At 68.1% G+C, this 25,137-nt stretch carries 23 protein-coding genes and 1 tRNA gene; 3 read left to right on the plus strand and 21 right to left on the minus strand.

Annotated features, from left to right (window positions below):
- The first annotated feature begins 261 nt into the window (after nt 1–261).
- On the plus strand, nt 262–1,698 hold the full coding sequence (locus AHIS1636_RS02595; RefSeq protein WP_264794261.1) for an amino acid permease: 1,437 nt from the start codon (nt 262–264) through the stop codon (nt 1,696–1,698).
- A gap of 67 nt (nt 1,699–1,765) precedes the next feature.
- On the opposite strand, the gene AHIS1636_RS02600 is transcribed toward AHIS1636_RS02595, so the two are convergent.
- Nucleotides 1,766–1,847, minus strand: a tRNA-Leu gene (locus AHIS1636_RS02600).
- A gap of 162 nt (nt 1,848–2,009) precedes the next feature.
- On the opposite strand from AHIS1636_RS02600, the gene AHIS1636_RS02605 reads away from it, so the two are divergent.
- Nucleotides 2,010–2,603 (plus strand): ANTAR domain-containing response regulator, encoded by a 594-nt coding sequence (locus AHIS1636_RS02605; RefSeq protein ID WP_262104352.1) that lies wholly within the window; start codon nt 2,010–2,012, stop codon nt 2,601–2,603.
- 109 nt (nt 2,604–2,712) lie between these two features.
- On the opposite strand, the gene pyk is transcribed toward AHIS1636_RS02605, so the two are convergent.
- The 11 genes from pyk to hisI form a co-directional block, all read right to left on the minus strand.
- Entirely contained in the window at nt 2,713–4,215 is a 1,503-nt protein-coding gene (pyk, locus tag AHIS1636_RS02610; RefSeq protein ID WP_264794262.1) for a pyruvate kinase, read from the minus strand.
- A 39-nt stretch (nt 4,216–4,254) separates the two neighbouring features.
- Nucleotides 4,255–5,724, minus strand: coding sequence for a glutamate synthase subunit beta (locus AHIS1636_RS02615; protein ID WP_264794263.1), 1,470 nt, complete (start codon nt 5,722–5,724; stop codon nt 4,255–4,257).
- Nucleotides 5,717–10,345, minus strand: coding sequence for a glutamate synthase large subunit (gltB, locus tag AHIS1636_RS02620; RefSeq protein ID WP_264794264.1), 4,629 nt, complete (start codon nt 10,343–10,345; stop codon nt 5,717–5,719). The genes AHIS1636_RS02615 and gltB overlap by 8 nt, the downstream gene beginning before the upstream one ends.
- A gap of 280 nt (nt 10,346–10,625) precedes the next feature.
- The gene (gene lgt, locus AHIS1636_RS02625) at nt 10,626–11,744 is read right to left on the minus strand and encodes a prolipoprotein diacylglyceryl transferase (RefSeq protein ID WP_264794265.1); all 1,119 of its coding nucleotides are present in this window, start codon (nt 11,742–11,744) and stop codon (nt 10,626–10,628) included.
- A gap of 45 nt (nt 11,745–11,789) precedes the next feature.
- A complete protein-coding gene (gene trpA / locus AHIS1636_RS02630) occupies nt 11,790–12,590 on the minus strand; it encodes a tryptophan synthase subunit alpha (RefSeq protein ID WP_264794266.1) in 801 nt (266 codons plus the stop codon).
- A complete protein-coding gene (trpB, locus tag AHIS1636_RS02635) occupies nt 12,587–13,912 on the minus strand; it encodes a tryptophan synthase subunit beta (RefSeq protein ID WP_264794267.1) in 1,326 nt (441 codons plus the stop codon). Before trpB ends, trpA begins: the two co-directional genes overlap by 4 nt.
- Before the next feature lie 85 nt (nt 13,913–13,997).
- Nucleotides 13,998–14,822, minus strand: a complete 825-nt coding sequence (trpC, locus tag AHIS1636_RS02640; protein WP_264794268.1) for an indole-3-glycerol phosphate synthase TrpC — start codon at nt 14,820–14,822, stop codon at nt 13,998–14,000.
- 2 nt (nt 14,823–14,824) lie between these two features.
- The gene (locus AHIS1636_RS02645; RefSeq protein ID WP_264794269.1) at nt 14,825–15,106 is read right to left on the minus strand and encodes an HGxxPAAW family protein; all 282 of its coding nucleotides are present in this window, start codon (nt 15,104–15,106) and stop codon (nt 14,825–14,827) included.
- Between the two features lie 99 nt (nt 15,107–15,205).
- Entirely contained in the window at nt 15,206–15,823 is a 618-nt protein-coding gene (locus AHIS1636_RS02650; RefSeq protein WP_264794270.1) for a Trp biosynthesis-associated membrane protein, read from the minus strand.
- Nucleotides 15,820–17,391: an anthranilate synthase component I gene (locus AHIS1636_RS02655; protein ID WP_264794271.1), complete on the minus strand. Its 1,572-nt coding sequence runs from the start codon at nt 17,389–17,391 to the stop codon at nt 15,820–15,822. The genes AHIS1636_RS02650 and AHIS1636_RS02655 overlap by 4 nt, the downstream gene beginning before the upstream one ends.
- Nucleotides 17,391–17,825, minus strand: a complete 435-nt coding sequence (hisI, locus tag AHIS1636_RS02660; protein ID WP_264794272.1) for a phosphoribosyl-AMP cyclohydrolase — start codon at nt 17,823–17,825, stop codon at nt 17,391–17,393. The genes AHIS1636_RS02655 and hisI overlap by 1 nt, the downstream gene beginning before the upstream one ends.
- A gap of 111 nt (nt 17,826–17,936) precedes the next feature.
- Here hisI and AHIS1636_RS02665 point away from each other — a divergent pair, with 111 nt between their 5' ends.
- Nucleotides 17,937–18,581, plus strand: coding sequence for a TIGR03085 family metal-binding protein (locus AHIS1636_RS02665; RefSeq protein WP_264794273.1), 645 nt, complete (start codon nt 17,937–17,939; stop codon nt 18,579–18,581).
- Nucleotides 18,582–18,643: 62 nt separating this feature from the next.
- Here the strand turns inward: AHIS1636_RS02665 and hisF are convergent, their stop codons facing one another.
- From hisF to pnuC, 9 genes are all read right to left on the minus strand, one after another.
- On the minus strand, nt 18,644–19,414 hold the full coding sequence (hisF, locus tag AHIS1636_RS02670; protein WP_264794274.1) for an imidazole glycerol phosphate synthase subunit HisF: 771 nt from the start codon (nt 19,412–19,414) through the stop codon (nt 18,644–18,646).
- 14 nt (nt 19,415–19,428) lie between these two features.
- Nucleotides 19,429–20,274, minus strand: a complete 846-nt coding sequence (hisG, locus tag AHIS1636_RS02675) for an ATP phosphoribosyltransferase (protein WP_264794275.1) — start codon at nt 20,272–20,274, stop codon at nt 19,429–19,431.
- A 100-nt stretch (nt 20,275–20,374) separates the two neighbouring features.
- Nucleotides 20,375–20,638, minus strand: a complete 264-nt coding sequence (locus AHIS1636_RS02680) for a phosphoribosyl-ATP diphosphatase (RefSeq protein ID WP_264794276.1) — start codon at nt 20,636–20,638, stop codon at nt 20,375–20,377.
- Nucleotides 20,639–20,736: 98 nt separating this feature from the next.
- The gene (ribH, locus tag AHIS1636_RS02685) at nt 20,737–21,222 is read right to left on the minus strand and encodes a 6,7-dimethyl-8-ribityllumazine synthase (protein ID WP_264794277.1); all 486 of its coding nucleotides are present in this window, start codon (nt 21,220–21,222) and stop codon (nt 20,737–20,739) included.
- A gap of 75 nt (nt 21,223–21,297) precedes the next feature.
- Nucleotides 21,298–21,963 (minus strand): GTP cyclohydrolase II, encoded by a 666-nt coding sequence (gene ribA / locus AHIS1636_RS02690; protein WP_264794278.1) that lies wholly within the window; start codon nt 21,961–21,963, stop codon nt 21,298–21,300.
- Complete coding sequence (gene ribB, locus AHIS1636_RS02695) at nt 21,960–22,616, minus strand: 3,4-dihydroxy-2-butanone-4-phosphate synthase (protein WP_264794279.1); 657 nt, start codon at nt 22,614–22,616, stop codon at nt 21,960–21,962. The genes ribA and ribB overlap by 4 nt, the downstream gene beginning before the upstream one ends.
- On the minus strand, nt 22,613–23,269 hold the full coding sequence (locus AHIS1636_RS02700; RefSeq protein ID WP_264794280.1) for a riboflavin synthase: 657 nt from the start codon (nt 23,267–23,269) through the stop codon (nt 22,613–22,615). Before AHIS1636_RS02700 ends, ribB begins: the two co-directional genes overlap by 4 nt.
- Nucleotides 23,269–24,351, minus strand: a complete 1,083-nt coding sequence (ribD, locus tag AHIS1636_RS02705; RefSeq protein WP_264794281.1) for a bifunctional diaminohydroxyphosphoribosylaminopyrimidine deaminase/5-amino-6-(5-phosphoribosylamino)uracil reductase RibD — start codon at nt 24,349–24,351, stop codon at nt 23,269–23,271. The genes AHIS1636_RS02700 and ribD overlap by 1 nt, the downstream gene beginning before the upstream one ends.
- Nucleotides 24,351–25,058, minus strand: a complete 708-nt coding sequence (pnuC, locus tag AHIS1636_RS02710; RefSeq protein WP_264794282.1) for a nicotinamide riboside transporter PnuC — start codon at nt 25,056–25,058, stop codon at nt 24,351–24,353. Before pnuC ends, ribD begins: the two co-directional genes overlap by 1 nt.
- Nucleotides 25,059–25,137: the final 79 nt, after the last annotated feature.

Consider the following 25,137-nt stretch of genomic DNA (forward strand, 5'->3'; position numbering starts at 1 on the left):
GCGTTGTGCAACGCAACAGGGAGAAAACGGCGCCGGCATCCAGGCTCCGTGGATCGGAATCCAAGATGCCGGCGCGGACTCAAAATTGCTTGACTCCATGCCGTTCTCCGCTCAATGTTGAGCCTATAAATGCGCCGTGCCGTGCCCGATGGCCAACAGTTAGCCACTCCTTTGCAGGGTCTCGGAGGCGAATGCCAATTTCGCAGAGGCCCGTGCACTCACTATCGGATCCGACCTTGTTCATCCAAGGAAGTGAGCCTCATGGCTTCCCACCGCGAACTCAAGAAGACCCTCAAGCCCCGGCATCTATCGATGATCGCCATCGCCGGCGTCATCGGGGCGGGTCTGTTCGTTGGCTCCGGCGCGGCGATCCAGCAGGCCGGCCCCGGCATCCTGCTCGCCTACATAGCCGCGGGCATCGTCGTCGTCCTCGTCATGCGCATGCTAGGCGAGATGGCCGCTGCCAACCCGGAGACCGGGTCGTTCTCCGCCTATGCGGACAAGGCCTTGGGCCGCTGGGCTGGCTTCAGCATCGGCTGGCTCTACGCCTGGTTCTGGATCATTGTGCTGGGCATCGAGGCAACCGCCGGTGCGGCGATCATGCACCGCTGGGTCCCCGGCGTCGACCAATGGATCTGGGCCCTGATACTGATGGTCCTGCTCACCCTCACGAACGTGTGGAGCGTGAAGTCCTACGGTGAGTTCGAGTTCTGGTTTGCCTCCATCAAGGTCACCGCCATTGTCCTCTTCCTCATCGCCGGGGTCATCGCGATCCTTGGCCTCATCCCGGGCGTCCCGGCCCCGGGCCTGACGAACCTCCTGGGCCACGGCGGATTGATGCCCAACGGCGCCAGCGCTGTCCTGGCCGGCATCCTCGTCGTGGTGTTCTCCTTCTTCGGGGCGGAGATCGCCACCATCGCCGCCGGCGAGTCCTCCGACCCTGTCACTGCCGTCCGCAAGGCCGTTAATTCCACGGTATGGCGGATCCTGATCTTCTATATCGGCTCCATCGCGGTCGTAGTGACCCTGCTGCCGTGGGACGACGCGTCTGTGGCCAAGAGTCCCTACGTCGCGGTAATCGAGAGCTTCGGCATCCCGGCCGCCGCGACGATCATGGATATCGTGGTGCTTACTTCGGTACTGTCCTGCCTGAACTCGGGCCTCTACACGGCGAGCCGCATGATCTTCTCCCTTTCGACCCGGGGCGACGCTCCGGACTCCTGGAGCCATGTCTCAAGGCGCGGAGTGCCGGTCAGTGCAGTCCTCGCGTCGACAATCGTGGGCTTTATTACGGTCGGGCTGAACTATCTCTGGCCGGACACCGTCTTCCTGTTCCTGGTGAACACTTCGGGTGCGATCGCCCTGTTCGTGTGGCTCGTCATCGCCTGCTCGCAGCTCATCCTGCGCCGCCACGCCGACGCCCTCGGCACCAAGCTCACGCTCCGGATGTGGCTGTTTCCGTATCTGACGTGGATCTCGATCATCGCCATCACGACCATGATCGTGGGAATGCTCTTCCTCGACAGCACGCGCGAGTCGCTGCTCCTCTCCGTCGGGCTCGCTGTCGTGGTCGTGGCGATTGGCCTGATCCGCTATCGGCGCCAGCTCAGCCCGGTCGGTCCGCACGAGCACAGCCGGGACGAAGACCTTGCTGAGGCCCTGGAAGAAGACGCCGAAGCCCATGGCCACGGTGCCTGAGCGGGCCGGCGACCGCGGCCCAAAGGAACCGAAGGAGGAGAAGGTTCCCTGACTTGGGAAATTACTGTGCCCGAGGTGGGACTCGAACCCACACACCTTTCGGCGCCGCATTTTGAGTGCGGTGCGTCTGCCAATTCCGCCACTCGGGCCCGGCCGCTGGGGCCGATGATCCCAGAAGCAAGCCTCCGGATCGATGTTTCGCGCGTGTGAATACTGTCATGCATCGCAGTGCGCGAATCTACTCTACATGCCGATAGGCTGTTTTCGTGAACCGCCACAGCGGGTTACCCGTACGTCGTCAAGGAGCACCAGTGTCCGAGCAAACTGAGACCACCCCCGCACGCCGAGTCGTCGTCGCCGAGGACGAAACGCTGATCCGCCTGGATATTGTCGAGATCCTTCGCGGCGAGGGGTACGACGTCGTCGCCGAGGCGGACAACGGCGAGAAGGCGGTCGAGCTCGCCACCGAACTGAAGCCGGACCTGGTGCTGATGGACGTCAAGATGCCCGTCATGGACGGCATCACCGCCGCTGAGCAGATTGTGAAAGCCCGGATCGCCCCTGTCGTGCTGCTGACGGCCTTCAGCCAGAAGGAGCTGGTGGAGCGGGCGCGCGACGCCGGCGCCATGGCCTACGTGGTCAAGCCGTTCACGCCGGCCGACCTGGTTCCGGCGATCGAGATTGCGCTGTCGCGCCACCAGGAGATCAAGGCGCTGGAGTCCGAGGTCAGCGACCTGCAGGAACAGTTTGCCACCCGCAAGCTGGTGGAACGCGCGAAGAGCCTGCTGATCACCAAGATGGGCCTGACCGAGCCGGAGGCTTTCCGCTGGATCCAGAAGACCTCGATGGACCGCCGCCTGAGCATGCGCGAGGTGGCCGACACGATCATCAACCAGGTCAACTAGCGGCCGGTTGGCTGATTAACAACGAAAGCGGGGCCGGTCCAAAGGACCGGCCCCGCTTCGTCTTACCAGTCGGCCTGCATGCCGGTCGGGCGGACCGGCATGGGGCGGATCAGCTGGTTGGCCAGGGACCGACCCGTTCGCGCCGGGCCGCGAGCTGGCTTTCCAGCTGCTCGCCGGCGTCGGCCAGGTCGCCGACACGATGGACCTTGAGCGAGTTGGTGGAGCCGGCCTTCCCGGGGGGCGAGCCGGCGGCGATGACCACCAGGTCGTCGATGTCCACCAGGCCCTTCTCGAACAGCACGCGGTCCACCTGCGCCGTCATCTTGTCGGTATGCTCGACGAAGTCCACGAGCAGCGGCTGGATGCCCCAGATCAGCGACATCACGTTCAGCGTGGCCTGGTCCGGCGTGAACGCGAAAATCGGCCGTCCCGGGCGCAGCCGCGAGAGCCGGCGCGCGGAGTCGCCGGACTGCGTAAAGGTGCAGATGTACTTGGCGTCCAGCTGGTTCGCGATCTCGACGGCGGCACGGGTGATCGCTCCTCCGCGGGTGCGCGGACGGCTGCCCAGCGGCGGTACCCGGTCCAGCCCATGCTGCTCGGTTGATTCGATGATCCGGGCCATGGTCTTGACGGTTTCCAGCGGGTAGGCGCCCACGCTGGTCTCGCCGGAGAGCATCACCGCGTCAGCTCCGTCCAGCACCGCGTTGGCGCAGTCCGAGGCCTCGGCACGGGTGGGCCGGGGGTTGTCGATCATCGATTCGAGCACCTGGGTGGCCACGATGACCGGCTTGGCCCAGCGGCGCGCCAGCTCTATGGCGTGCTTCTGCACCACCGGCACGTCTTCCAGGGGAAGCTCGACGCCGAGATCGCCTCGCGCGACCATGATCGCATCGAACGCGTCGATGATCTCCTCCAGCGCATCTACCGCCTGCGGCTTCTCGATCTTGGCGATGACGGGGGCCCGGCGGCCCTCCTCGTCCATGATCTCGTGCACCCGGCGCACATCTGCGGCGTTGCGGACGAAGGACAGCGCGACCATGTCCACGCCGGCACGGATGGCCCAGCGCAGGTCGTCCTCATCCTTGTCGCTCAGCGCCGGCACGTTGACGGCGACGCCGGGCAGGTTGATGCCCTTGTTATTGGAGACCGCGCCGGCCACGGTGACCTCGGTGACCACGTTCTCGTCGTCGACCTCCACGGCCCGCAGCGCGACCTTGCCGTCGTCGATCAGCAGCGGATCGCCGACGTTCACGTCCTGCGGCAGGCCCTTGAACGTGGTCGAGCAGATTTCCGCCGTGCCCTCGATGTCCCGGGTGGTGATGGTGAACCTGTCCCCCGCGGCCAGCTCGTGCGGGCCGTCGGCGAAGCGGCCGAGCCGGATCTTCGGCCCCTGGAGATCCGCGAAGATCCCCACGGGCTTGCCCAGCTCGGCCGCCGCGCGGCGAACGTTGTCGTACGTGCCCTGGTGCACGTCATGGTCGCCGTGGCTCATGTTCATGCGTGCAACATCCACACCGGCCTTCAGGACGGCAAGGGTGCTCTCGTAGCTGGCGATGGCTGGACCGAAGGTGGCAACGATTTTCGCTCGTCTCATAGTCCTTAGCCTAGCCATCTCCGGACGCTCTGCGGGCCACTTGAGCCGCAGGACACGTCACGGCTGCGGAAGGGCAGCAATCGCACGGTCGGTCGGAGCCACCGGCGACGGCAGCCGGGTCTTGCCCATCAGCCACTTGTCGACGGCCGCGGCGCACGCCCGGCCCTCCGCGATCGCCCACACGATGAGCGACTGGCCGCGGCCGGCGTCGCCCGCCACGAAGATGCCGTCCGTATCCGTCATGTAGTCGGCATCGCGTTCCACATTGCCGCGGGCGTCGAAGGAGGCGTTCACCTGCTCCGCAATGCCGGCAGGTTCGGGACCTGTGAAGCCCAGCGACAGGAAGACCAGGTCCGCCGGGATCTCCCGCTCGGTACCGGCCTTCGGCAGGCGCTTGCCGTCGACGAACTCGGTCTCCGCGACCTTGAGGGCGCGCAGCTTGCCGTTCTCATCGCCCACGTATTCGACGGTCGACGCCAGGTACGTGCGTTCGCCGCCCTCCTCGTGGGCGCTGGCCACCTCGAACAGGGTCGGGAACGTCGGCCACGGCTGGTGCGGCGCCCGCTCCAGCGGCGGCTGCTTGCCGATGGCCAGCGTCGTCACCGACGCGGCCTGCTGCCGGTGCGCGGTGCCAAGGCAGTCCGCTCCGGTGTCGCCGCCGCCGAGGATCACCACGTGCTTGCCGCGGGCGTCGATCTGGTTCGGCACGGTTTCGCCGGCTACCACGCGGTTCGCCTGCACCAGGTACTCCATGGCGTAGTGGACCCCGTCCAGCTCCCGCCCCGGCAGCGGCAGGTCGCGCGGCACGGTGGCGCCGGTCGCGATCACCACGGCATCGTAGCGGCGGCGCAGCTGTTCCCAGCTGACGTCCTTGCCGACCTCGATGCCGGTCCGGAACCGGGTGCCTTCCGCCTGCATCTGCTCGAGCCGGCGCTCCAGGACTTCCTTCTCCATTTTGAAGTCGGGAATTCCGTAGCGCAGCAGCCCGCCGACCTTGTCGTCCCGTTCGTAGACCGCAACCGTGTGGCCAGCGCGGGTCAGCTGCTGGGCAGCGGCAAGGCCCGCGGGGCCGGAACCGACGACGGCGATGGTCTGTCCCGTCAGCCGTTCCGGTGCCAGCGGGGTAATCCAGCCGCTGTCGAACGCCTCGTCCGCGATGGAAACCTCGATCTGCTTGATCGTCACCGCGGGCTGGTTGATGCCCAGCACGCAGGACGCCTCGCAGGGCGCCGGGCAGAGGCGGCCGGTGAATTCCGGGAAGTTGTTCGTGGCGTGCAGCCGCTCGCTGGCTTCGTGCGGCTTGCCGCGCCAGGTCAGGTCGTTCCACTCCGGAATCAGGTTGCCCAGCGGGCAGCCCTGGTGGCAGAACGGGATGCCGCAGTCCATGCAGCGGCCCGCCTGGCTCTTCAGGACGCCCTTTTCCTGCGCCTCGTAGACTTCCTTCCAGTCCATGATGCGGACCGGAACCGGACGCCGGGGCTGCGTCTGGCGTTCGCGTACTTTCATGAATCCGCGTGGGTCAGCCACCGGTTACCTCCAAAATTCGATGCCAGACAACGTCGCCGTCGGGGTCCAGGCCCTCGGCTTCGGCGGATGCCCGGGTTGCCAGCACTGCGGCGAAGTTGCGCGGCAGCACCTTGGTCATGCGTGCAATGGTTCCGTTCAGGTCCTGCAGGAGGCGCTCGGCCAGGTCGGACCCGGTTTCCTCCGCATGGCGCTTGAGCAGCCCGGCGACCGTCTCACGGTCCTCGGCGTCAAGGTCCTGCAGCAGCAGCTCCTTGTTCTCCAGGCTCTGCCGGTTCACGCGGGCCTCGTCCAGGTCGAGGACGTACGCCACGCCGCCGGACATGCCCGCGCCGAAGTTCCGGCCGGTGCGGCCCAGGATCAGCGCGAGGCCACCGGTCATGTACTCGCAGCCGTGGTCGCCGATACCCTCGACCACCGCCGTCGCGCCGGAATTGCGGACCAGGAAGCGTTCGCCCACCTGGCCGCGCAGGAACAGTTCGCCGCTGGTCGCGCCGTAGCCGATCACGTTGCCCGCGATGACGTTCCGCTCGGACTGGAAGACGTTCGACCGGTCGGGACGGACGATGATCCGGCCGCCGGAGAGGCCCTTGCCGACGTAGTCGTTCGAGTCGCCCAGCAGCCGCAGGGTGATGCCGGCGGGCAGGAACGCGCCCAGCGACTGCCCTGCCTGGCCGCTCAGGGTGACGTCGATCGTGTCGTCAGCGAGCGTGTCGATGCCGAACCGCTTGGTCACCTCGTGGCCCAGCATCGTGCCCACGGAACGGTCCGTGTTGACGACGTCCAGGCTGATCCGCACCGGCGCCCGGCTGCTCAGCGCCTCGGCGCTCATGGCGATGAGCCGGTTGTCGAAGTGCTTGTCCAGCTCGTGGTTCTGGCCGGTCATGTTGCGCAGCGGCGACTGCGCATCGAAACCGTAGCCGTTGAGGATCGGCGCCAGGTCCAGCCCGGAGGCCTTCCAGTGGTCGATCGCCTCGCGCGAATCGAGCAGCTCCGAGTGGCCGATCGCCTCATCCAGGCTGCGGAAGCCGAGTTCGGCGAGAATCTCGCGGACCTCTTCGGCGATGAACTCGAAGAAGTTCACCACGAACTCCGGCTTGCCCGTGAACCGCTTCCGCAGCTCCGGGTTCTGCGTCGCGACGCCGACCGGGCAGGTGTCCAGGTGGCAGACGCGCATCATGATGCAGCCGGAGACCACCAGCGGAGCCGTGGCGAAGCCGAATTCCTCGCCGCCCAGCAGCGCGGCGATCACGACGTCGCGGCCGGTCTTCAGCTGGCCGTCCACCTGCACCACCGTGCGGTCGCGCAGGCCGTTGAGCATCAGCGTCTGCTGCGCCTCGGCCAGGCCCAGCTCCCACGGAGCGCCGGCGTGCTTGAGCGAATTGAGCGGGCTCGCGCCGGTACCGCCGTCGTGTCCCGAGATGAGTACGACGTCGGCCTTCGCCTTGGTCACACCGGCCGCCACGGTGCCGATCCCGACTTCGGAGACCAGCTTCACGTGCACCCGCGCCTGCGGATTGGCCCGCTTGAGGTCGTAGATCAGCTGCGCCAGGTCCTCGATCGAGTAGATGTCGTGGTGCGGTGGCGGCGAGATCAGTCCCACGCCGGGGGTGGAGTGCCGCGTCCGGGCCACCCACGGGTAGACCTTCTGGCTCATCAGCTGGCCGCCTTCGCCGGGCTTGGCGCCCTGGGCCATCTTGATCTGGATGTCGTCCGCGTTGGTTAGGTACAGGCTGGTCACACCGAAACGGCCCGAGGCAACCTGCTTGATGGCGGAGCGGCGCTCGGGGTCGAGCAGCCGCTCGACGTCCTCGCCGCCCTCGCCCGTGTTGGACTTGGCGCCGAGGCGGTTCATCGCGATGGCCAGGGTCTCGTGCGCCTCCTGGGAGATCGAGCCGTAGCTCATCGCTCCGGTGGAGAAACGCTTGACGATGCTGGAGACCGGCTCGACTTCCTCGAGCGGCACCGCAGGACGGTCCCCCGTCTTGAATTTCAGCAGGCCGCGCAGGGTCATCAGGTCGCGGGACTGGTCGTCCACGCCCTTGGTGTAGGCCTTGAAGATGTCGTAGCGGCGTTCGCGGGTGGAATGCTGCAGCCGGAAGACGGTCTCCGGATTGAACAGGTGCGGCGGACCCTCGCGGCGCCACTGGTACTCGCCGCCGGTATCGAGTTCGCGGTGCGGTTCCTCGATGCCGTCGCTCGGGTAGGCCGCGGCATGCCGGGCAGCGGTTTCGGCCGCGATGACCTCGAGGCCGACGCCGCCGAGCTGGGACTGGGTGCCGGCAAAGTACTGGTCGACCAGGGCCTGGGACAGGCCGAGCGCCTCGAAGGTCTGGGCGCCGCAGTACGACGCGACGGTGGAGATGCCCATCTTCGACATGATCTTCAGGACGCCCTTGCCGAGGCCCTTGATCAGGTTGTACACGGCCTCCTGCTCCGTCACGCCCTGGATGTCGCCGCGGCGGACCAGGTCCTCGCAGCTTTCCATCGCCAAGTACGGGTTCACGGCGGACGCGCCGTAGCCGATCAGCACGGCCACGTGGTGGACCTCGCGGACGTCGCCGGCCTCGACCAGCAGCGAAATCTTGGTCCGGTTGGCGCTCTTGAGCAGGTGGTGGTGGACCGCGCTGGTGAGCAGCAGCGAGGGAATCGGGGCCCACTGCGCGTTCGAATCGCGGTCGGAGAGAATGATGAACTTCACGCCGCGGTTCACGGCGGCGGACACCTTCTCGCAGATTTCCTGCAGCCGGGCGCGCAGCTCGGCTTCGCCGCCGTCGGGCCGGTAGAGGCCGCGGACCTTCAGCGTCTCCTTGACGCCGTCCTCGGACTCCAGCGCGGCAATCTTCGCCAGTTCGTCGTTGTTGATGACCGGGAATTTCAGCGCCACCTGCTTGGCACGGACCTGGCCGTTGGCAAGCAGGTTGCCGTCCGGGCCGATGGAACCGCGCAGCGAGGTGACGAGCTCTTCGCGGATGGCGTCCAGCGGCGGGTTCGTGACCTGGGCGAAGGACTGCACGAAGTAGTCGAACAGCAGCCGGGGACGCTTGGACAGCACCGCGATCGGAGTGTCCGTGCCCATGGCGCCCAGCGGCTCGGCGCCGGTGCGGGCCATGGGACCGAGCAGGATGCGCAGCTCCTCCTGGGTGTACCCGAAGGTGCGCTGGCGGCGGTTGATCGAGGCCGGTGTGTGCACCACGTGCTCGCGCTCGGGCAGGTCCTCGAGGCGGATCATGTTTTCCTTCAGCCATTCCCCCCAGGGGTTGGCGGAGGCGATCTCGGCCTTGATCTCCTGGTCCTCGATCAGCCGGCCGGCTTCGGTGTCCACCAGGAACATCTTGCCGGGCGAGACGCGGCCCTTCTTGACGACGCGCGAGGGCTCGAGGTTGAGCACGCCGACCTCGGAGGCCAGCACGACCAGGCCGTCTTCGGTGACCCAGTACCGGGCCGGCCGGAGGCCGTTGCGGTCCAGGACGGCACCGACCAGCTGGCCGTCGGTGAAGGAGACGGCCGCGGGGCCGTCCCACGGCTCCATCAGCGCGGAGTGGTACTGGTAGAAGGCCCGGCGGGCCGGGTCCATCGAGGTGTGGTTCTCCCATGCCTCGGGGATCATCATCATGATCGCCTGCGTGATGGGCTTGCCGGAGAGCATGAGCAGCTCGGCGACCTCGTCGAAGGATGCGGAGTCCGAGGCACCCGGGGTGCAGATCGGGAACAGCTCCTCCGGGGTGTCGCCCAGGATCGGATTGCTCAACTGGGACTGGCGGGCGCGCATCCAGTTGCGATTGCCCTTGACCGTGTTGATCTCGCCGTTGTGGGCGATCGTGCGGAACGGCTGGGCCAGGGGCCAGGACGGGAAGGTGTTGGTGGAGAACCGGGAGTGGACGATGCCCAGCTTGGTCTTGAAGCGGGTGTCAGACAGATCGGGGTAGAACGGCTCCAGCTGGGCCGTGGTCAGCATGCCCTTGTAGACAATCGTCTTCGACGACAGCGACGGGAAGTAGACGCCGAACTTGTTCTGGGCACGCTTGCGGAGCCGGAAGACGCGCGCGTCGATAGTGGCTACGTCGGCTCCGGCATCGGAATCGAGGCCCAGGAAGACCTGGACGAAGTGCGGCATGCAGGCCCGGGCCATCGCGCCGACGAGTTCGGCCACGACAGGGACTTCGCGCCAGCCAAGGATCTTCAGGCCTTCATCGGCGGCCAGCGACTCGATCCCGGCCTGGGCAACCTCGGCCTCGGCCTCGTCGCTGGGCAGGAAGGCCGTGCCGACGGCGTACTCGCCGGGGGCCGGCAGCGTGAAGCCGGTGACCGCGCGGAAGAATTCGTCGGGAATCTGGGTGAGCAGGCCGGCGCCGTCTCCGGTGCCTTCGTCTGCGCCGACGGCGCCGCGGTGCTCCAGGTTCCGCAGGGCGGTCAGGGCCGCATCGACGATGTCGTGCCCCGGTTCGCCGCGGAGGGTGGCGATGACAGCGAGGCCGCAGGCGTCTTTTTCGTTGGCAGGATCGTAAAGTCCTGCGGCTTCGGGGTAGGCGGCGAATCGCTTGAACGGCGAAACTGCATCAGCAGCGGCGATCGGACCGCCTACTGTGCGTGGTGTACTGGATCCGTTGAACGGAGGAGTCATTTTGGTTTTCTCCTTCTCCTGTATGTGATCTCGAGAAGGGGACTCCTTTGGCCCCACAACACGGCGAGGCAACCATTCCACGCCGTACTTAAGTACTGGAATTGTATGGCCTGGCCCATGTCATGCAGCAGTGCTGGTGCATAACGATTTTTACCGGCCTGGGAAAGGACCGGGGGCGTCAGCCACATCCGGCGGTGGCCGTTCGGGTAACTGGGTTACCGCCGGAATCCACATCGACGTGGGTGGCACGATTCTGATAGTCCGGACGGTGGCCCGGGCGCTATTTCTCTTCGCCGTCTGCGGGCCCGGCCGTGCCGCTGGTGCCGGACGCAGATGAGCCTTCCGGCTCTTTCGAAGTACCAGTGACAGTATCACGATGTGAGGCCGGCGAAACATTTTTCCCGGGTTTTTTCGTCTTCGTTTCCGGCGCGTTAACCTCGGTCTGCTTCGGCGCACCGGCGTCGCCCTCGGTCTGGCTGGCCCCGTTCCCGGCCGCAGCGGGCCCCGCTTCAACGCTATTGTCCGCTTCCGGGGCATGCCCGGGCAGGTAGACGCTGTCGGATTCGACAGTGCGGGGCATGCGCGCCAGCACCCCGAATATTACGAGCGCGGCCACCAGCAGCAGCAACGATGTCCACACGTTCAGCCGCTGGGTCACGCCGAAGAGCGTAATCATCTCCGCATCGTCGATCCGCAGCATCTCGATCCAGACGCGGCCCAGGGTGTAGTAGGCGACGTAGAGCCAGAACAACATGCCTCGCCGGAACCGGAATTTCCGGTCGAGAACCAGCAGCAGGGCTACGCCGGCGAGGTTCCAGAGCGATTCGTACAGGAACGTCGGATGGAAAAGCGTGCCCGGTTCCGCCCCAGCGGGAAAGTTCGGGTTGTCCGCGTCAATTTGCAGGCCCCACGGCAGGTCCGTTGGGGCTCCGAAGAGCTCCTGGTTGAACCAGTTTCCCCAGCGTCCGATCGCCTGCGCGAGCAGCAGGCCCGGAGCGGCCGCATCCATGAAGGCGGTCAGTTTGACCCCGGCCCGCCGGCACCCGATCCACGCGCCGACGAGGCCCAGCGCCACGGCGCCCCAGATTCCGAGGCCACCCAGCCAAATCTGCGGGATCAGGGCCAGGTTCCCGTTCGGACCGAAGTAGGCGTCCGGCGACGAGAAGACGTGGTACAGCCGTCCGCCGATGATGCCGAACGGGATGGCCCAGATGGCGACATCCCACACCGTTCCTTCGGGGCCGCCGCGGGCCAACCACCGCCGGTTCGTCAGCCACAGGGCCGCGACGATCCCGGCCAGGATGCACAGCGCGTAGGCATGGATCGTGACCGGCCCGATCGTGAACCCGGCCCAGCCCGGGCTCGGAATGGACGCGGGGATCACAAGGGCGGAAGACATGGTTTGCACCGGGGCGGTCCTTAGGATCGGCGGAAGGAGCGAGGATCAGTTCTTGGGAGTGCCGCTGCGCAGTTCGGCGGCCAGTTTGGCGACACCGTCCACGCCGTCCTTGCCCAGCGCCGCAACAAGGGCGGTGCCAACAATGGCACCTTCGGCATAGGCGGCGATCTCCCTCACGTGCTCGGCCCGGGACACGCCCAGGCCGACGCAGACGCGTTCCGCACCTGCTGCATGGGCGGCCTCGACCACGCGGTGGGCCGCATCGCTGACGGATTCCCTCGCACCCGTGACACCCATGATCGAGACGGCGTAGACGAAGCCGCGGCTGGCCTTCACGGTCATGGCCATCCGTTCCGGCGACGACGACGGCGCGACCAGGAACACCCGGTCCAGCCCGTACTTGTCCGAAGCTTCGAACCATTCGGCCGCCTCGTCGGGGATCAGGTCCGGTGTGATGAGTCCTGCTCCCCCGGCTTCCGCCAAGCGCCGGCTGAACTCGTCCACGCCCATCCGCATGACGGGGTTCCAGTAGGTCATCACCAGCACGGCCGCATCGCAGCGGGCGGTGATGGCAGCGACGATGTCGAAGATCTGCGCTACATGGAAGCCGTTCGCCAGGGACTGGACCGTTGCCGCCTGGATGACCTGGCCGTCCATGACGGGATCCGAATAGGGCACCCCGATCTCGATGACGTCCGCCCCGTTCTCCGCCAGCGCGACGGCCGCATCGATGGTGGCCTGCGCATCCGGAAAGCCCGCCGGCAGGTAGCCGACCAGCGCCGCGCGGCCCGCCGCCCGGGCCCTGTCGATGGCTGCTGCGGATTTGCTCTGGATCTCAAAATTCACAGCTGTTCTCCTTCGGCGCCGATCTCTGCTTCCGGCCCCTTCTCGTCCAGCAGCCCGAACCATTCGGCTGCGGTGGCGACGTCCTTGTCCCCGCGGCCGGAGAGGTTGACGATGATGATGACGTCCTTCGGGTCGGCCTTGCCTTCGGTGAGCGACTTGCCCACCTTGAGCGCACCGGCCAGCGCGTGGGAGGACTCGATGGCCGGGATGATGCCCTCGGTCCGGCAGAGCAGGCGGAAGGCCTCCATGGCTTCGGAATCGGTGATCGGCTGGTACTTGGCCCGGCCGAGGTCTGCCAGGTAGGAGTGCTCGGGACCGACGCCCGGGTAGTCCAGCCCGGCCGAGATGGAGTGCGATTCAATCGTCTGGCCGTCTTCGTCCTGCATCAGGTACGAGCGTGCCCCGTGCAGCACGCCGGGGCGGCCGAGCGTGATGGTCGCGGCGTGGCGCCCGGTTTCGACGCCCTCGCCGCCTGCCTCGAACCCGTAGAGTTCCACCGAAGGGTCGTCAAGGAAGCCGTGGAAGATGCCGATCGCGTTGGAACCGCCGCCGATGCAGGCGCAGACCGCGTCCGGAAGCCGTCCGGTCTGGCTGATGATCTGTTCCCGCGCCTCTTCGCCGATGACTTCGTGGAAGTAGCGCACGAGTGCAGGGAAGGGATGGGCGCCCGCGGCGGTGCCCAGCAGGTAGTGGGTGCTCTGCACGTTCGCAACCCAGTCGCGCAGCGCCTCGTTGATGGCGTCCTTCAGCGTCTGCGACCCCGCCGTCACCGGAACGACGGTAGCTCCGAGGAGTTCCATCCGCGCGACATTGAGCGCCTGCCGGCGGGTGTCCTCCGCCCCCATATAGACGACGCACTCAAGCCCCAGGAGGGCCGCCGCCGTCGCGCTTGCCACACCGTGCTGTCCGGCGCCGGTCTCGGCAATGATGCGGGTCTTGCCCATCCGCTTGGCGAGCAGGGCCTGGCCAAGAACGTTGTTGATCTTGTGCGAACCGGTGTGGTTCAGGTCCTCGCGCTTGAGGAACACCCGCGCCCCGCCGGCGTGCTCGGAGAAGCGCTTGGCCTCGGTCAGCAGCGACGGGCGGCCCGAGTAGTTTCGGTTCAGCTCGGCGACCTGCGCGATGAATTCGGGGTCCGACTTGGCCTTCTCGAAGGTGTCCTCGAGTTCGTCCAGCGCAGCGATGAGCGATTCGGGCATCCAGCGGCCGCCGTACTTGCCGAAGTAGGGGCCCGCGGCGTGGCGGAGGCTCGCTCCCGCAAGGAAGGCGCCCGCCGTATCGCTGGCTGCGCCGCTCTCGGGCGTCTGTGGGCTCTGTGTCATGGCCGTCCTCATCTCATCTCTCTGAAGGCCGGCCGGGCAACGGAGTGCGGGCTCGGCCGGGCCATCCTCGTGCTGAAGCTGTCTGCTAGGCCGACCGGCGCTCGGCGATCGCAGCAGCGCCGGCGGCGGAGAATTCCGCGATCGCCTGCTCCGGCTGGTTGCCGATCACCAGTGCCTCGCCCACCAGCACGGCGTTGGCGCCGTGCGCTGCGTAGTGGGCTACGTCCTCCGCATTGCGGACGCCGGATTCGGCGACGATCACGGCCTCCGGCGGGATGCCGCCGGCCAGCGCGGCGAAGACCGAACGATCCACGTCCAGGGTCTTCAGGTTGCGCACATTGACGCCGATGATCCGGCTGCCGACCGCGACCGCACGCTGGATCTCTTCGGCCGTATGGGTCTCCACGAGCGCATTCATGCCCAGGCTGTGGGTGAGTTCCAGGAAGCTGCGGAGCTGTGCGTCGTCCAAGGCGGCGACGATGAGCAGGACCAGGTCGGCGCCGTGGGCACGGGCCTCCCAGATCTGGTATTCATCCACCGTGAAGTCCTTGCGCAGCAGCGGGATGTCGACGGCGGCGCGGACCGCGTCAAAGTCCTCGAGCGACCCGTTGAAGCGGCGCTGCTCGGTGAGCACGCTGATCACGGCCGCGCCGCCGCGCTCATAGCGGCTTGCCAGCCCGGCCGGATCCGCGATCGAGGCGAGGTCCCCCTTCGAGGGGCTCTTGCGCTTGACCTCCGAAATCACCCGCAGCCCGGTCCGCGGCTCCGCGTCGCCGCCCAGGGCGGCGTAGGCGTCGCGGGCGCGCGGCGCCGCTTCGGCGCGGGCCTTCAGTTCCTCCAGCGGAACCGAGGCCCGACGGGCTTCAAGATCCTCCCTGACACCGGCGATGATGTCGTCGAGAACCGTCACTACTAGTGACCGCTGCTCTGGAGCTTGGATCCGTCGACGCCGTAGCCGGCCTTCTTCATGATCCAGCCAACGATGAGGCCGATGACGACAATGCCGATGCCGCCGCCCCAGAAGACCAGGTTGGACGCCATAATGAAGCCCACGGCCGCGATGATGCAGCCCACGGTCATGATCAGGACGCAGGTCCAGGCCGCCGGGCTGTTGCCGTGGCCGATGACCTCGTCGTGGATGCTCGGAGCGGTTTCTGCAGTCTCCTGCTCGGTGGCGGTGGCGTGATGAGCCATGATACTAACTCCCTCGAAAACGATGCTGTTTCTTATTCTGCCATTGTTTGTGCGGGCTACCGGCCACTGTGACGGGGCCGCGCGCCGGAAACGGGCGGTTCAGTCCGTGGGGTCGGTGCCGCGGGTGAGCTGGTCCCAACTGTCGATTTCATCCACGGCGCCGCGGTCCGACGGCGAGCCGTCCGCCTGCCGCGGTCCGGTCGCCGCGGAGTACTTCCGGCTGGTGGTCCAGTGCCGGCCGGCCACGGCGAGCCAGACGGCGACGACGACCATCAGCAGCCCGCAGGCCAGGCCCAGGGCCGGAAAGACGGTAACGGTCACGACGGCGTCCTGGCCGACCTGTCCGGTGGCCTCACCGATCTTCGACGACGCAGCCGCGTACGGGTCGGCGAGCACCCTGGCGCAGGCGGCGGCGACTCCGGCGCCCGCGAGGCCAAGCAGCACCGCAGTGATAATGCGCGCGATCCGTCCGGCGATGGTCGCGGCCAGCGCGGCGGCCAGCCCCACCAAGGCCAGCGCGGTCACGGCGACCGCGGCCTCGCTGCCCGGGACGGCCAGGTCCGGCGTCTGCACGCTTCCTTCCGGGAGGCGGACGTTCAGCCAGGTCTGGGTGGTGGTGCCGAAGGCCGCCAGGGATGCGGCGATGGCGGCCAGCACCACGATCGCCTTCCGGCGCCACCAGGCCGCAGGACCCGGGGTGGGCTTCGCCGTGGTCATTTGCGCTCCCCGGTGACGATCCGTTCCGGGTCCGCCGCATGGAGCCGCGCCGCCAGCGTCACGGCGCGCAGCGGGGCCGCGGCCTTGTTCACCGTCTCCAGCGCCTCGGCGGCCAGCACGGAGTCCGCGACGATGCCGCCGCCCGACTGCACGTAGGCCCGGCCGTCGCGCAGCAGCGCGGAACGGATGGCGATCGCCATGTCCATGTCGCCGGCGAAGTCGAGGTAGCCGACGACTCCCCCGTAGACGCCGCGGCGGTGCGGTTCCAGCTCGTCCAGCAGCCGCAGGGCACGCGGCTTGGGCGCGCCGGAGAGCGTGCCGGCCGGGAAGGTCGCGGACAGCACGTCGTAGGCCGTCTTGTCCTTGGCGAGGCGTCCGACGACGGTGGAGACCAGGTGCATGATGTGGCTGAACTTCTCCACCTCCATGAACTGGCTGACGTCGACGGTGCCGGGATCGCAAACCTTGGAAATGTCATTGCGGGCCAGGTCCACCAGCATCAGGTGCTCGGCGCGTTCCTTCTGGTCCGCCAGCAGCTCCTCGGCCAGTTCGCGGTCCTGCTCCACGGTCTTGCCGCGCGGCCGGGAACCGGCGATCGGATGCGTGACAACCTCGTTCCCGGTAACCGTCACGAGCGCCTCGGGTGAAGAGCCGACGATCGAGTAGGCGTTGCCGTCGACGTCCTCAAGGCAGAACAGGTACATGTAGGGACTCGGATTGAGGTTGCGCAGCACCCGGTAGACGTCCAGGGGCGTGGCCCGGCATTCGGCTTCGAAGCGCCGCGAAATCACCACCTGGAACACCTCGCCGTCCACGATGGCCTCCTTGCCGCGCTCCACCGCGGCCAGGTACTTCTCCTCGGCCCAGCTGTGCCGGACGCCGGACATGATGTCCTCCGTGGTCAGGGCACTGTCCTCCAGGACGGAGACCTGCTGGGCCAGCGGTTCGTTCAGCTGTGCCAGCATCCCGCGCAGGCGTTCGACGGCGTCCTGCCAGGCTTCGTCCACCCGTTCGTCGCTGCCGTCGAAGTTGATCGCGTTGGCGATCAGCGTCACCGTGCCCTCGGCGTTGTCGTGCACCGCCAGGTCGGTCACCAGGCACATCGCCAGTTCCGGCAGGGGCAGGTCTTCTTCCGGCGGGCTGGTGAGCTTCTCCCAGTGGCGCACCGCTTCCCAGCCGACGAAGCCGACCAGGCCGGACGTCAGCGGCGGCAGGTCGTCGAAACGTTCGGTGCGCAGGGCCTCTACCGTCGCCCGCATCGCCTCGACCGGATTGCCGTCCAGCGGCACTCCGGCGGGCGGCTGCCCCAGCCAATGGGCCTGGCCGTCTTTGCTGGTCAGGACGGCGCGCGAGTGCGTCCCGATGAACGAGTAGCGGGACCACACGCCGCCCACCGCGGCCGATTCCAGCAGGAACGTGCCCGGCTGCCCGCCGCCCAGCTTGCGGTAAAGGGAGATCGGCGTCTGGTCGTCGGCCAGGACCTTCAGCGTCACGGGGACGACGCGCCGGTCGCGGGCCAGGGCCCGGAACTCCTCGAGGGTGGGGCTGACGACTCCAAGGTCCTGCATTAGTTGCTTTCTTTCGCTGTCGGATTCTCTTCTGCCGCGGGGCCGGCGACGGCTGCGATCCAGCGCCCGTCGAAGCAGGTGCGGGTGCCGGTGTGGCATGCGGCCCCCACCTGGTCCACCCGCACGAGGAGGGCATCGCCGTCGCAATCCAAGGCGACGGACTTCACCCACTGCACATGGCCGGAGGTGTCCCCCTTGCGCCAGTACTCCTGCCGGGAGCGGGAGTAGAAGGTGACCCGGCCGGTGCTGAGCGTGCGGCGGAGCGCCTCATCGTCCATCCAGCCGAGCATCAGGACCTCGTTCGTGTCGTGCTGCTGGATGATGGCGGCGACCAGTCCGGCTGCGTCGCGCTTCAGCAAGCGGGCGACGGCGGCCGGCAGCTGGTCTTCTTCGGTGCCGGCAGCGGACGGCACGGGATTCGATAGGGAGGACATCCCCTCAAGTCTAGTGGTTTGCCGGGGGCTGGTTTCGACGGCGTTAACATCGGCGGCACAAACGCTGCGGCCCAAGCCCAACACGACGGCTTCATGCTAGGTTCAGGACTGATGCATTTCGTTCAACCGTCCCGAGAAGTCCTGGCCGAGACGCTGCTAGCCGCCGGCCCGGACTCCCCCACGCTGTGCGCGGGCTGGCGGACGGCCGACCTCGCCGCACACCTGTACCTGCGCGAGCACCGCCTGCTGGCCCAGGTCGGCATGGCTTTCAAGCCGCTGTCCAAGGTATCGGATGAGGCGACCCGCAAGCTGGCAGACACGTCGCGCGGCGCGGCCGGGTACGCCAAACTGGTCCAATCCTTCCGTACCGGGCCTCCGCGGCTCTCGCCGCTGCGGCTGAAGCCGATCGACGAGGCCGCCAACCTGATCGAGTACTTCGTGCACACCGAAGACATTCGCCGCGCGCCCCACCGGTGGGCGCCGCGGGCGCTGGACGAGGCGTACTCCAACGCGCTCTGGGACGAGCTCATCAAGCGGGCGGCCATCCTCTACCGCGGCGTGGACCTGGGCATCATCCTGGTCCGGCCGGACGGACCCAGGCACGTGGCCAAGCGAGCGGCCGTGTCCGTGGCCATTACCGGGGAGCCGGGCGAGCTGCTGATGCACGCGCACGGACGGACCAAGAACGCGCTGGTCACCTTCGAAGGCCAGGCGGACGCTGTCGCGCTCCTGGAGAGCGCCGATATCGGGCTGTAGTCCCCGCCCGTCCACAGAGTCCCCGGCTCGGCGTTGTGCAGCGGCGCCGGCGGCAGGAGCGGTCAGCGGACCGGATAGCCCGCTTCGCGGATTGCCTTCTTGACCTGGGCGATCGCGTCGTCCGGACCGAAGTGGAACACCGAGGCCGCCAGTACCGCGTCCGCGCCCGCCGCCACGGCCGGCGGAAAATGCTCCGGCTTACCGGCACCCCCGGAGGCAATCAGCGGCACCTTCACGGCGGCACGGACCGCCCGGATCATCTCCAGGTCGAAGCCTTCCTTGGTGCCGTCCGCGTCAATCGAGTTCAGCAGGATTTCCCCGACTCCGCGGTCCGCCGCTTCCTGTGCCCACGCGATGGCATCGATGCCGGTGCCCTTGCGTCCGCCGTGCGTCGTGACCTCGAAACCGGAGGGAACGGAGCCGTCTGCGGTGCGCCGGGCGTCGAGGGAGAGCACCAGGACCTGGGAACCGAAGTGCCGGGCAATCTCGTCGATCACGTCGGGGCGCACCACGGCGGCGGTATTGATCGAGGCCTTGTCCGCCCCGTAGCGCAGCAGCTTGTCGACGTCGGCCACGCCGCGCACGCCGCCGCCGACCGTGAGCGGGATGAAGACTTCCTCAGCGGTGCGGGCGACGACGTCGAACGTCGTTTCCCGGTTGCCCGAGGAGGCGGTCACGTCAAGGAAAGTGAGCTCGTCCGCTCCGGCACGGTCGTACCGGTGGGCGAGTTCAACCGGATCGCCGGCGTCACGCAGGCCCTCGAAGTTGACCCCCTTGACCACGCGTCCGGCGTCGACGTCGAGGCAGGGAATGACACGGATGGCGACTGACATGCTGTCCTCTGGGTTCAGATACGGCAGGCGTGGATGGTGCTGACCAGGATGGCGCGGGCGCCCAGGTCGTAGAGCTCGTCCATCACCCGGTTGGTCTGGCTGCGGCGGACCATGGAGCGCACGGCCACCCAATCGGTGTCGCGCAGCGGGGAGACCGTGGGCGATTCGAGCCCCGGGGTCAGCGCGGCGGCCTGCTCGACCAGGTTCTTACGGATGTCGTAGTCCATCATCACGTACTCGCGGGCGACGATGACGCCCCGGAGCCGACGCATCAGGACGTCGAGGCCCGCGGGCGCCGCGTGGCCCTTCCGGCCGATGAGGACTGCCTCGGACTTCAGGATCGGATCGCCGAAGATCTCCATGCCGGCCGCCTTGAGGGTGTTGCCGGTCTCGACGACGTCGGCGATGGCGTCCGCGACACCGAGCCGGACCGAGGACTCCACCGCGCCGTCAAGCCGGACCACCTTGGCATCGATGCCCCGCTCCGCCAGGTAGTCGCGCAGGAGGCCGTCATAGCTGGTCGCCAGCCGCTTGCCTTCGAGCTGGTCGGCCCGGGAGAACTCGCCGACGGGCCCCGCGAACCGGAAGGTGGAGGAGCCGAAGCCCAGGGCCAGCAGCTCCTCGGCTTCGACCTGGGCGTCGAGGAACAGGTCGCGGCCGGTGATGCCGACGTCCAGGGTGCCCTTGCCCACATAGACGGCGATGTCCCGGGGACGGAGGAAGAAGAATTCGATGTCGTTGTCCGGATCGACCATGACGAGTTCGCGGTTGTCACGGCGCTGCCGGTAGCCGGCCTCCGTGAGCATGCCGGAAGCGGCCTCGGACAAGGAACCTTTATTGGGAACAGCTACGCGCAGCATGGACTGACTTTCTCCAGGGATGTGGCCGGCTCCAGGGCCGGCGGGGTCGGAAGAACGATGCCGGTGGTCTTAGCGGAACACCTCCTGAGGCGGTGTCCCGCTACAGATGCTTGTAGACGTCCTCCAGCGACAGGCCCTTGGCGAGCATCAGCACCTGCAGGTGGTAGAGCAGCTGGGAAATTTCCTCGGCGGCTGCCTCGTCCGACTCGTACTCCGCGGCCATCCAGACTTCCGCGGCTTCCTCGACGACCTTCTTGCCGATGCCATGGACGCCGGAGTCCAGTTCGGCGACGGTGCCGGAGCCCTCCGGGCGGTTCAGGGCTTTCTCGCTGAGCTCGGCGAAGAGGGATTCGAAGGATTTCACGCTCTTTAGAGTACGTCAGGGTTCCGCCTGCGCCGCAAAAGGCCCCGGCCTATGTGACAAAGGCCACCGGCCCGGCGACGCACCGGGCCGGCGGCGCGTCACACTCCCAGCTTGCGCAGCGTCGCCGCGGTGGCCAGCGCGGCGGTGACAGCCTCGTGCCCCTTGTCCTCGTTGGAGCCCTCCAGCCCGGCCCGGTCCAGCCCCTGCTCCTCCGTGTCGCAGGTCAGCACGCCGAAGCCGACCGGCGTGCCCGTGCTGACGCTGACATTCGTCAGGCCTTCGGTGGCAGCCTGGCAGACGTACTCGAAGTGCGGCGTCCCGCCGCGGATTACGACGCCGAGGGCCACGACCGCGTCGTAGTGCGGTGCCAGCCGGGCGGCGGCTACCGGCAGCTCGAAGGCCCCCGGGACCCGGATGAGTTCCGGCTCGGCGATGCCGGCTTCGGCGGCGGCGCGTCGTGCCCCGTCAACCAGGCCGTCCATGATCTTCGTGTGCCAGCTGGCCGCCACGATGGCCAGCTTGAAGCCGTTGCCGTCCGTGTTGAGGCCGCCGAGGTCGATGACGGGTGCTCCGTGTCCGCTCATGTGTGGTTCTTCCTTCCGGTGCCGCTGGTGCCGCGGCACGTGGTCCGAGTGGGTGTTTGGCAGCTGCGCGGTGCGTCAGCTCTGGTGGATCGGCTGCTCTTCCAGCAGGGCCAGGCGGTGGTCCATGCGGTCCCGCTTGGTCTGCAGGTAGCGGCGGTTCTGCTCGCGCGAGGGCACTTCCGAGGAGACCATCTCCTCGACGGTGATTCCGAAGGCAGCGAGCTTCGAACCTTTGATCGGGTTGTTGCTCAGCAGCCGGATGCGGTCCAGCCCCATCGTGTGCAGGATCGCGGCGGCGGCCGAGTAGTCCCTGCCGTCGACCGGCAGGCCGAGCTGCTCGTTGGCTTCCACGGTGTCCGCGCCGCCTTCCTGCAGGGCATAGGCGCGGATCTTGTTGGCCAGGCCGATGCCTCGTCCCTCCTGGCCCCGGAGGTAGAGCACCGTACCGCCGTGCTCGGCGATCAGGGTCAGCGCCTGCTCCAGCTGCTCCCCGCAGTCGCAGCGGTAGGAGGCGAAGACGTCGCCCGTGAGGCACTCCGAATGCAGCCGGACGAGCGGTGCGGATTCCGGGCGGACCGGAGACGTGACGCTCAGGTGCTCCACCCCGGTGCCGTCATCGGTCCACGCACGCGCCGTGAAAAAGCCGAAGGCCGTCGGCAGCTGGACGGAGGGGCCACCGGTAACGTTGGCCGGCAGCGCCGGCGCGGTTCCCGGCGCCGCAGTCTCGCCGACGCCGTTCATCGCCCGGCCTCCCCCGCCGGCCGTGCCGCGGACAGGTGGGCCACCAGGTCCTCGATGGAGACCAGCGGGCAGCCGTGTTCGTTGGCGAATTCGCGGAGCGCGGGCAGCCGCATCATTTCGCCGTCGTCGTGCACCAGTTCGGCGATGACCCCGACCGGTTCCCGGCCGCCCAGCCGGCACAGGTCCACCGCCGCTTCGGTGTGGCCCCGGCGGACCAGGACACCGCCGTCGACCGCCCGCAGCGGGAAGATGTGGCCTGGCCGGCTCAGCTGGGCAGCGGTGCTCTGCGGCGACGCCAGGACCAGCGCGGTACGCGCTCGGTCCGAGGAACTGATGCCGGTCGAAACGCCCGACGCGGCATCGCACGAGACGGTGTACGCGGTGCCCTTGGCGTCCTGGTTGTCCTCCACCATCGGCGGAAGGTCCAGGTGGTCCGCCCGCGCGCCGGTCAGGGGCACGCAGATGACGCCGGAGCTATGCCGGACGGTCCAACCCATCAGGGCGGGGGTGGAGGCGTCAGCGGCAAAGATGATGTCGCCTTCGTTCTCGCGGTCTTCGTCATCGACGACGACGACCGGCCGGCCGGCGGCAATGGCGTCGATCGCCAGTTCGATCGCGTCCAGCCGGATCGGTGATTCAACTGCCGCGCTCATGCCGTCCCTCCTGCCGCGTGGCGGGCGGGCTGGCTGCCGGCGGCGGTGTAGGCCAGCAGCCGCTCCGCGTACTTGGCCAGTACGTCCACCTCGAGGTTGACCTTGTCTCCGATGGCCTTGGCGCCCAGCGAGGTCTCTGCCAGCGTCGTGGGAATCAGTCCTACCTCGAACCACGGCTCCTCGGCGCCGGGTTCGCTCACCGCCGTCACGGTGAGGGATACGCCGTCGACCGCGATGGAGCCCTTCTCCGCGATGTACCGGGCCTGCCGGGCCGGAACGGAGAAGCGCAGCCGGTCCCAGTCGCCTGCATTCTCCCGTTCCAACAGGGCGCCCACGGCATCGACGTGGCCCTGGACCACGTGGCCGTCCAGCCGCCCGCCGGCCGGAACGCAACGTTCCAGGTTGACGCTCATGCCGTCTTTCAGCTCACCCGTGGTGGTCCGGCGCAGGGTCTCCCCCATGACGTCGACGGCGACGCGGCCGTCCGCAATGCTCACGGCCGTCAGGCAGACGCCGTTGACCGCGATGGACCCGCCCAGTCCGAGATCCTCGGCGGCCGCACCGGCGGAGAAGGTCAGCACGGCGCTGTCCGTTTCGGGGTGGAGGACCAGCGACTCAACGCCGCCTCGCTCCGTGACAATTCCGGTAAACATCAGAGTCCTTTCCGTACCGCAGGCGTGCTGCCTGCCGGTGCTGGTTCAAGATGCAGGCGCAGGTCAGCGCCGAGATTGGTGGTGTGGCCGCCGCCGGAGCTGTCCCAGCGCCAGTGCGCGGCGTCGGCCAGGGTGCCGATACCGAGCGGCGCCGTCGAACGCGTGCCGGCGCCGAGCAGCAAGGGCGCAAGGTAGAGGACCAGCTCGTCCACCAGGTCCACCTTCAGGAAGGCGGCCGCCACCGTGGCGCCGCCTTCGATCATGGCGTGGGCTACGCCGCGGCCGGCCAGCAAGTCCAGCACCTCGGCGGGATCGTGGGTGTGCAGCTGGAGGAACTTCCCGTCGCTGCCGCGCACCGCGGCGTCGGCGGGAACATCGCGGGTGCCCATGACCACGCGCAGCGGCTGGCTGGCAGCCGGTTCCCCGTTCCCGGTCCTGGCGGTTAGCCGGGGGTTGTCGGCTAAGACAGTCCCGGTACCGGCGATGATGGCGTCCACCCTCGCCCGGATGCCGTGGCTGTCCTGCCGGGCCGCCTCGGAGGTGATCCACTGGCTGCTGCCGTCGGCGGCCGCGATTAGGCCGTCGAGGGTTTGTGCGATGTGCATGGTGGTGAACGGCCGCCGGGCCGACTTGGCTTTGAACCACCGCTGGTTCAAATCCAGCGCCGCGTCGCGGCAGAGGCCGGAACGCACATCCACCCCGCGGCTGCGCAGGTAGTCGGCTCCCCCCGCGGCCGAAGTCTGGTCGTCGGACGCATGGACCAGGCGGCCGATCCCGGCCTCGGCCACGGCGACCGCGCAGGGACCGGTCCGGCCCTGATGATTGCAGGGCTCCAGCGTCACCACCATGGTGCAGTCGGCCAGGGTGGTCCGGTCGAGCCCCTCCGGCAGGTTGGCCAGGGCCTCGATTTCTGCATGCGGGAAGCCGGCCCCGCGGTGGTAGCCGCTCGCCAGGACCGCTCCGTCGGCGTCGAGGACTGCCGCACCGACCAGCGGGTTGGCCCCGCGCATCCCCCGCCGTGCCTCGCCGAGGGCCAGCTGCATCGCACGTTCCTCGGCCGCCGTGAACTCTTGAGTCGCCATCAGCGGGCCGCCCCTTCCAGTGCCGGCTCCGCGACGGCCGCCCCGGCCTCGGCCTTGGTGCGGGTATGCGCCCGCCACCAGACGAAGAAGCCGGCCAGGGTGAATGCGCCGTAAAACAGGTACATGACGGCCGACGCGTAGTAGCCGGCGCTGAAAAGCAGCGGGACGCCCACGATGTCCACGGCAACCCAGACCAGCCAGAACTCGACCCAGCCGCGGGCCATCCCGTAGGTTGCCAGCAGGGACCCGACGAAGGTCCAGGCATCCGCCCACACAGGTTCGTAGGAGCCCAGCGCGGTGAACAGCGGCGTCAGGGCCACGGTGCCCAGCACCATGCCGGCCGCAAGGCCGATCCGTTCGCGGCCGGAGGCGAATCGCGGGACCAGCGCATGTCCGGCTCCGTCGGCCCCGTCACGGCGGCTTTGGCTCCAGCGGCGCCACCCGTAGACGGCTACGGCGATGAACATGATCTGGCGGCCGGCCTGTCCGAGCAGCGTGGCGGTACTGGCGGCGCCGAACAGGGAACCGAGGAAGACGGTCAGGAGCAGGATGTTGCCGGCGATGCCGACCGGCCAGGCCCAGACTTTCCGCTGCATGCCTCCGAGGGCGCTCAGCAAGCCGAAGATATTGCCCAGCACCTCGCGCAGCAGCAGCGCGCTGCCGGCGACGGGTATCTGGGCTTCAAAGAGCCACCGCAGGAGATCCATGCCGTTCCTTTCCGAAAGCCGCGGCGGCTCCGGGGTAACGACAGTGCGGTAGCTGCAGGCAACGGGCGGCCGGATCCAT

The organism is Arthrobacter mangrovi, assembly GCF_026011795.1.
Lineage (GTDB): Bacteria > Actinomycetota > Actinomycetes > Actinomycetales > Micrococcaceae > Crystallibacter > Crystallibacter mangrovi.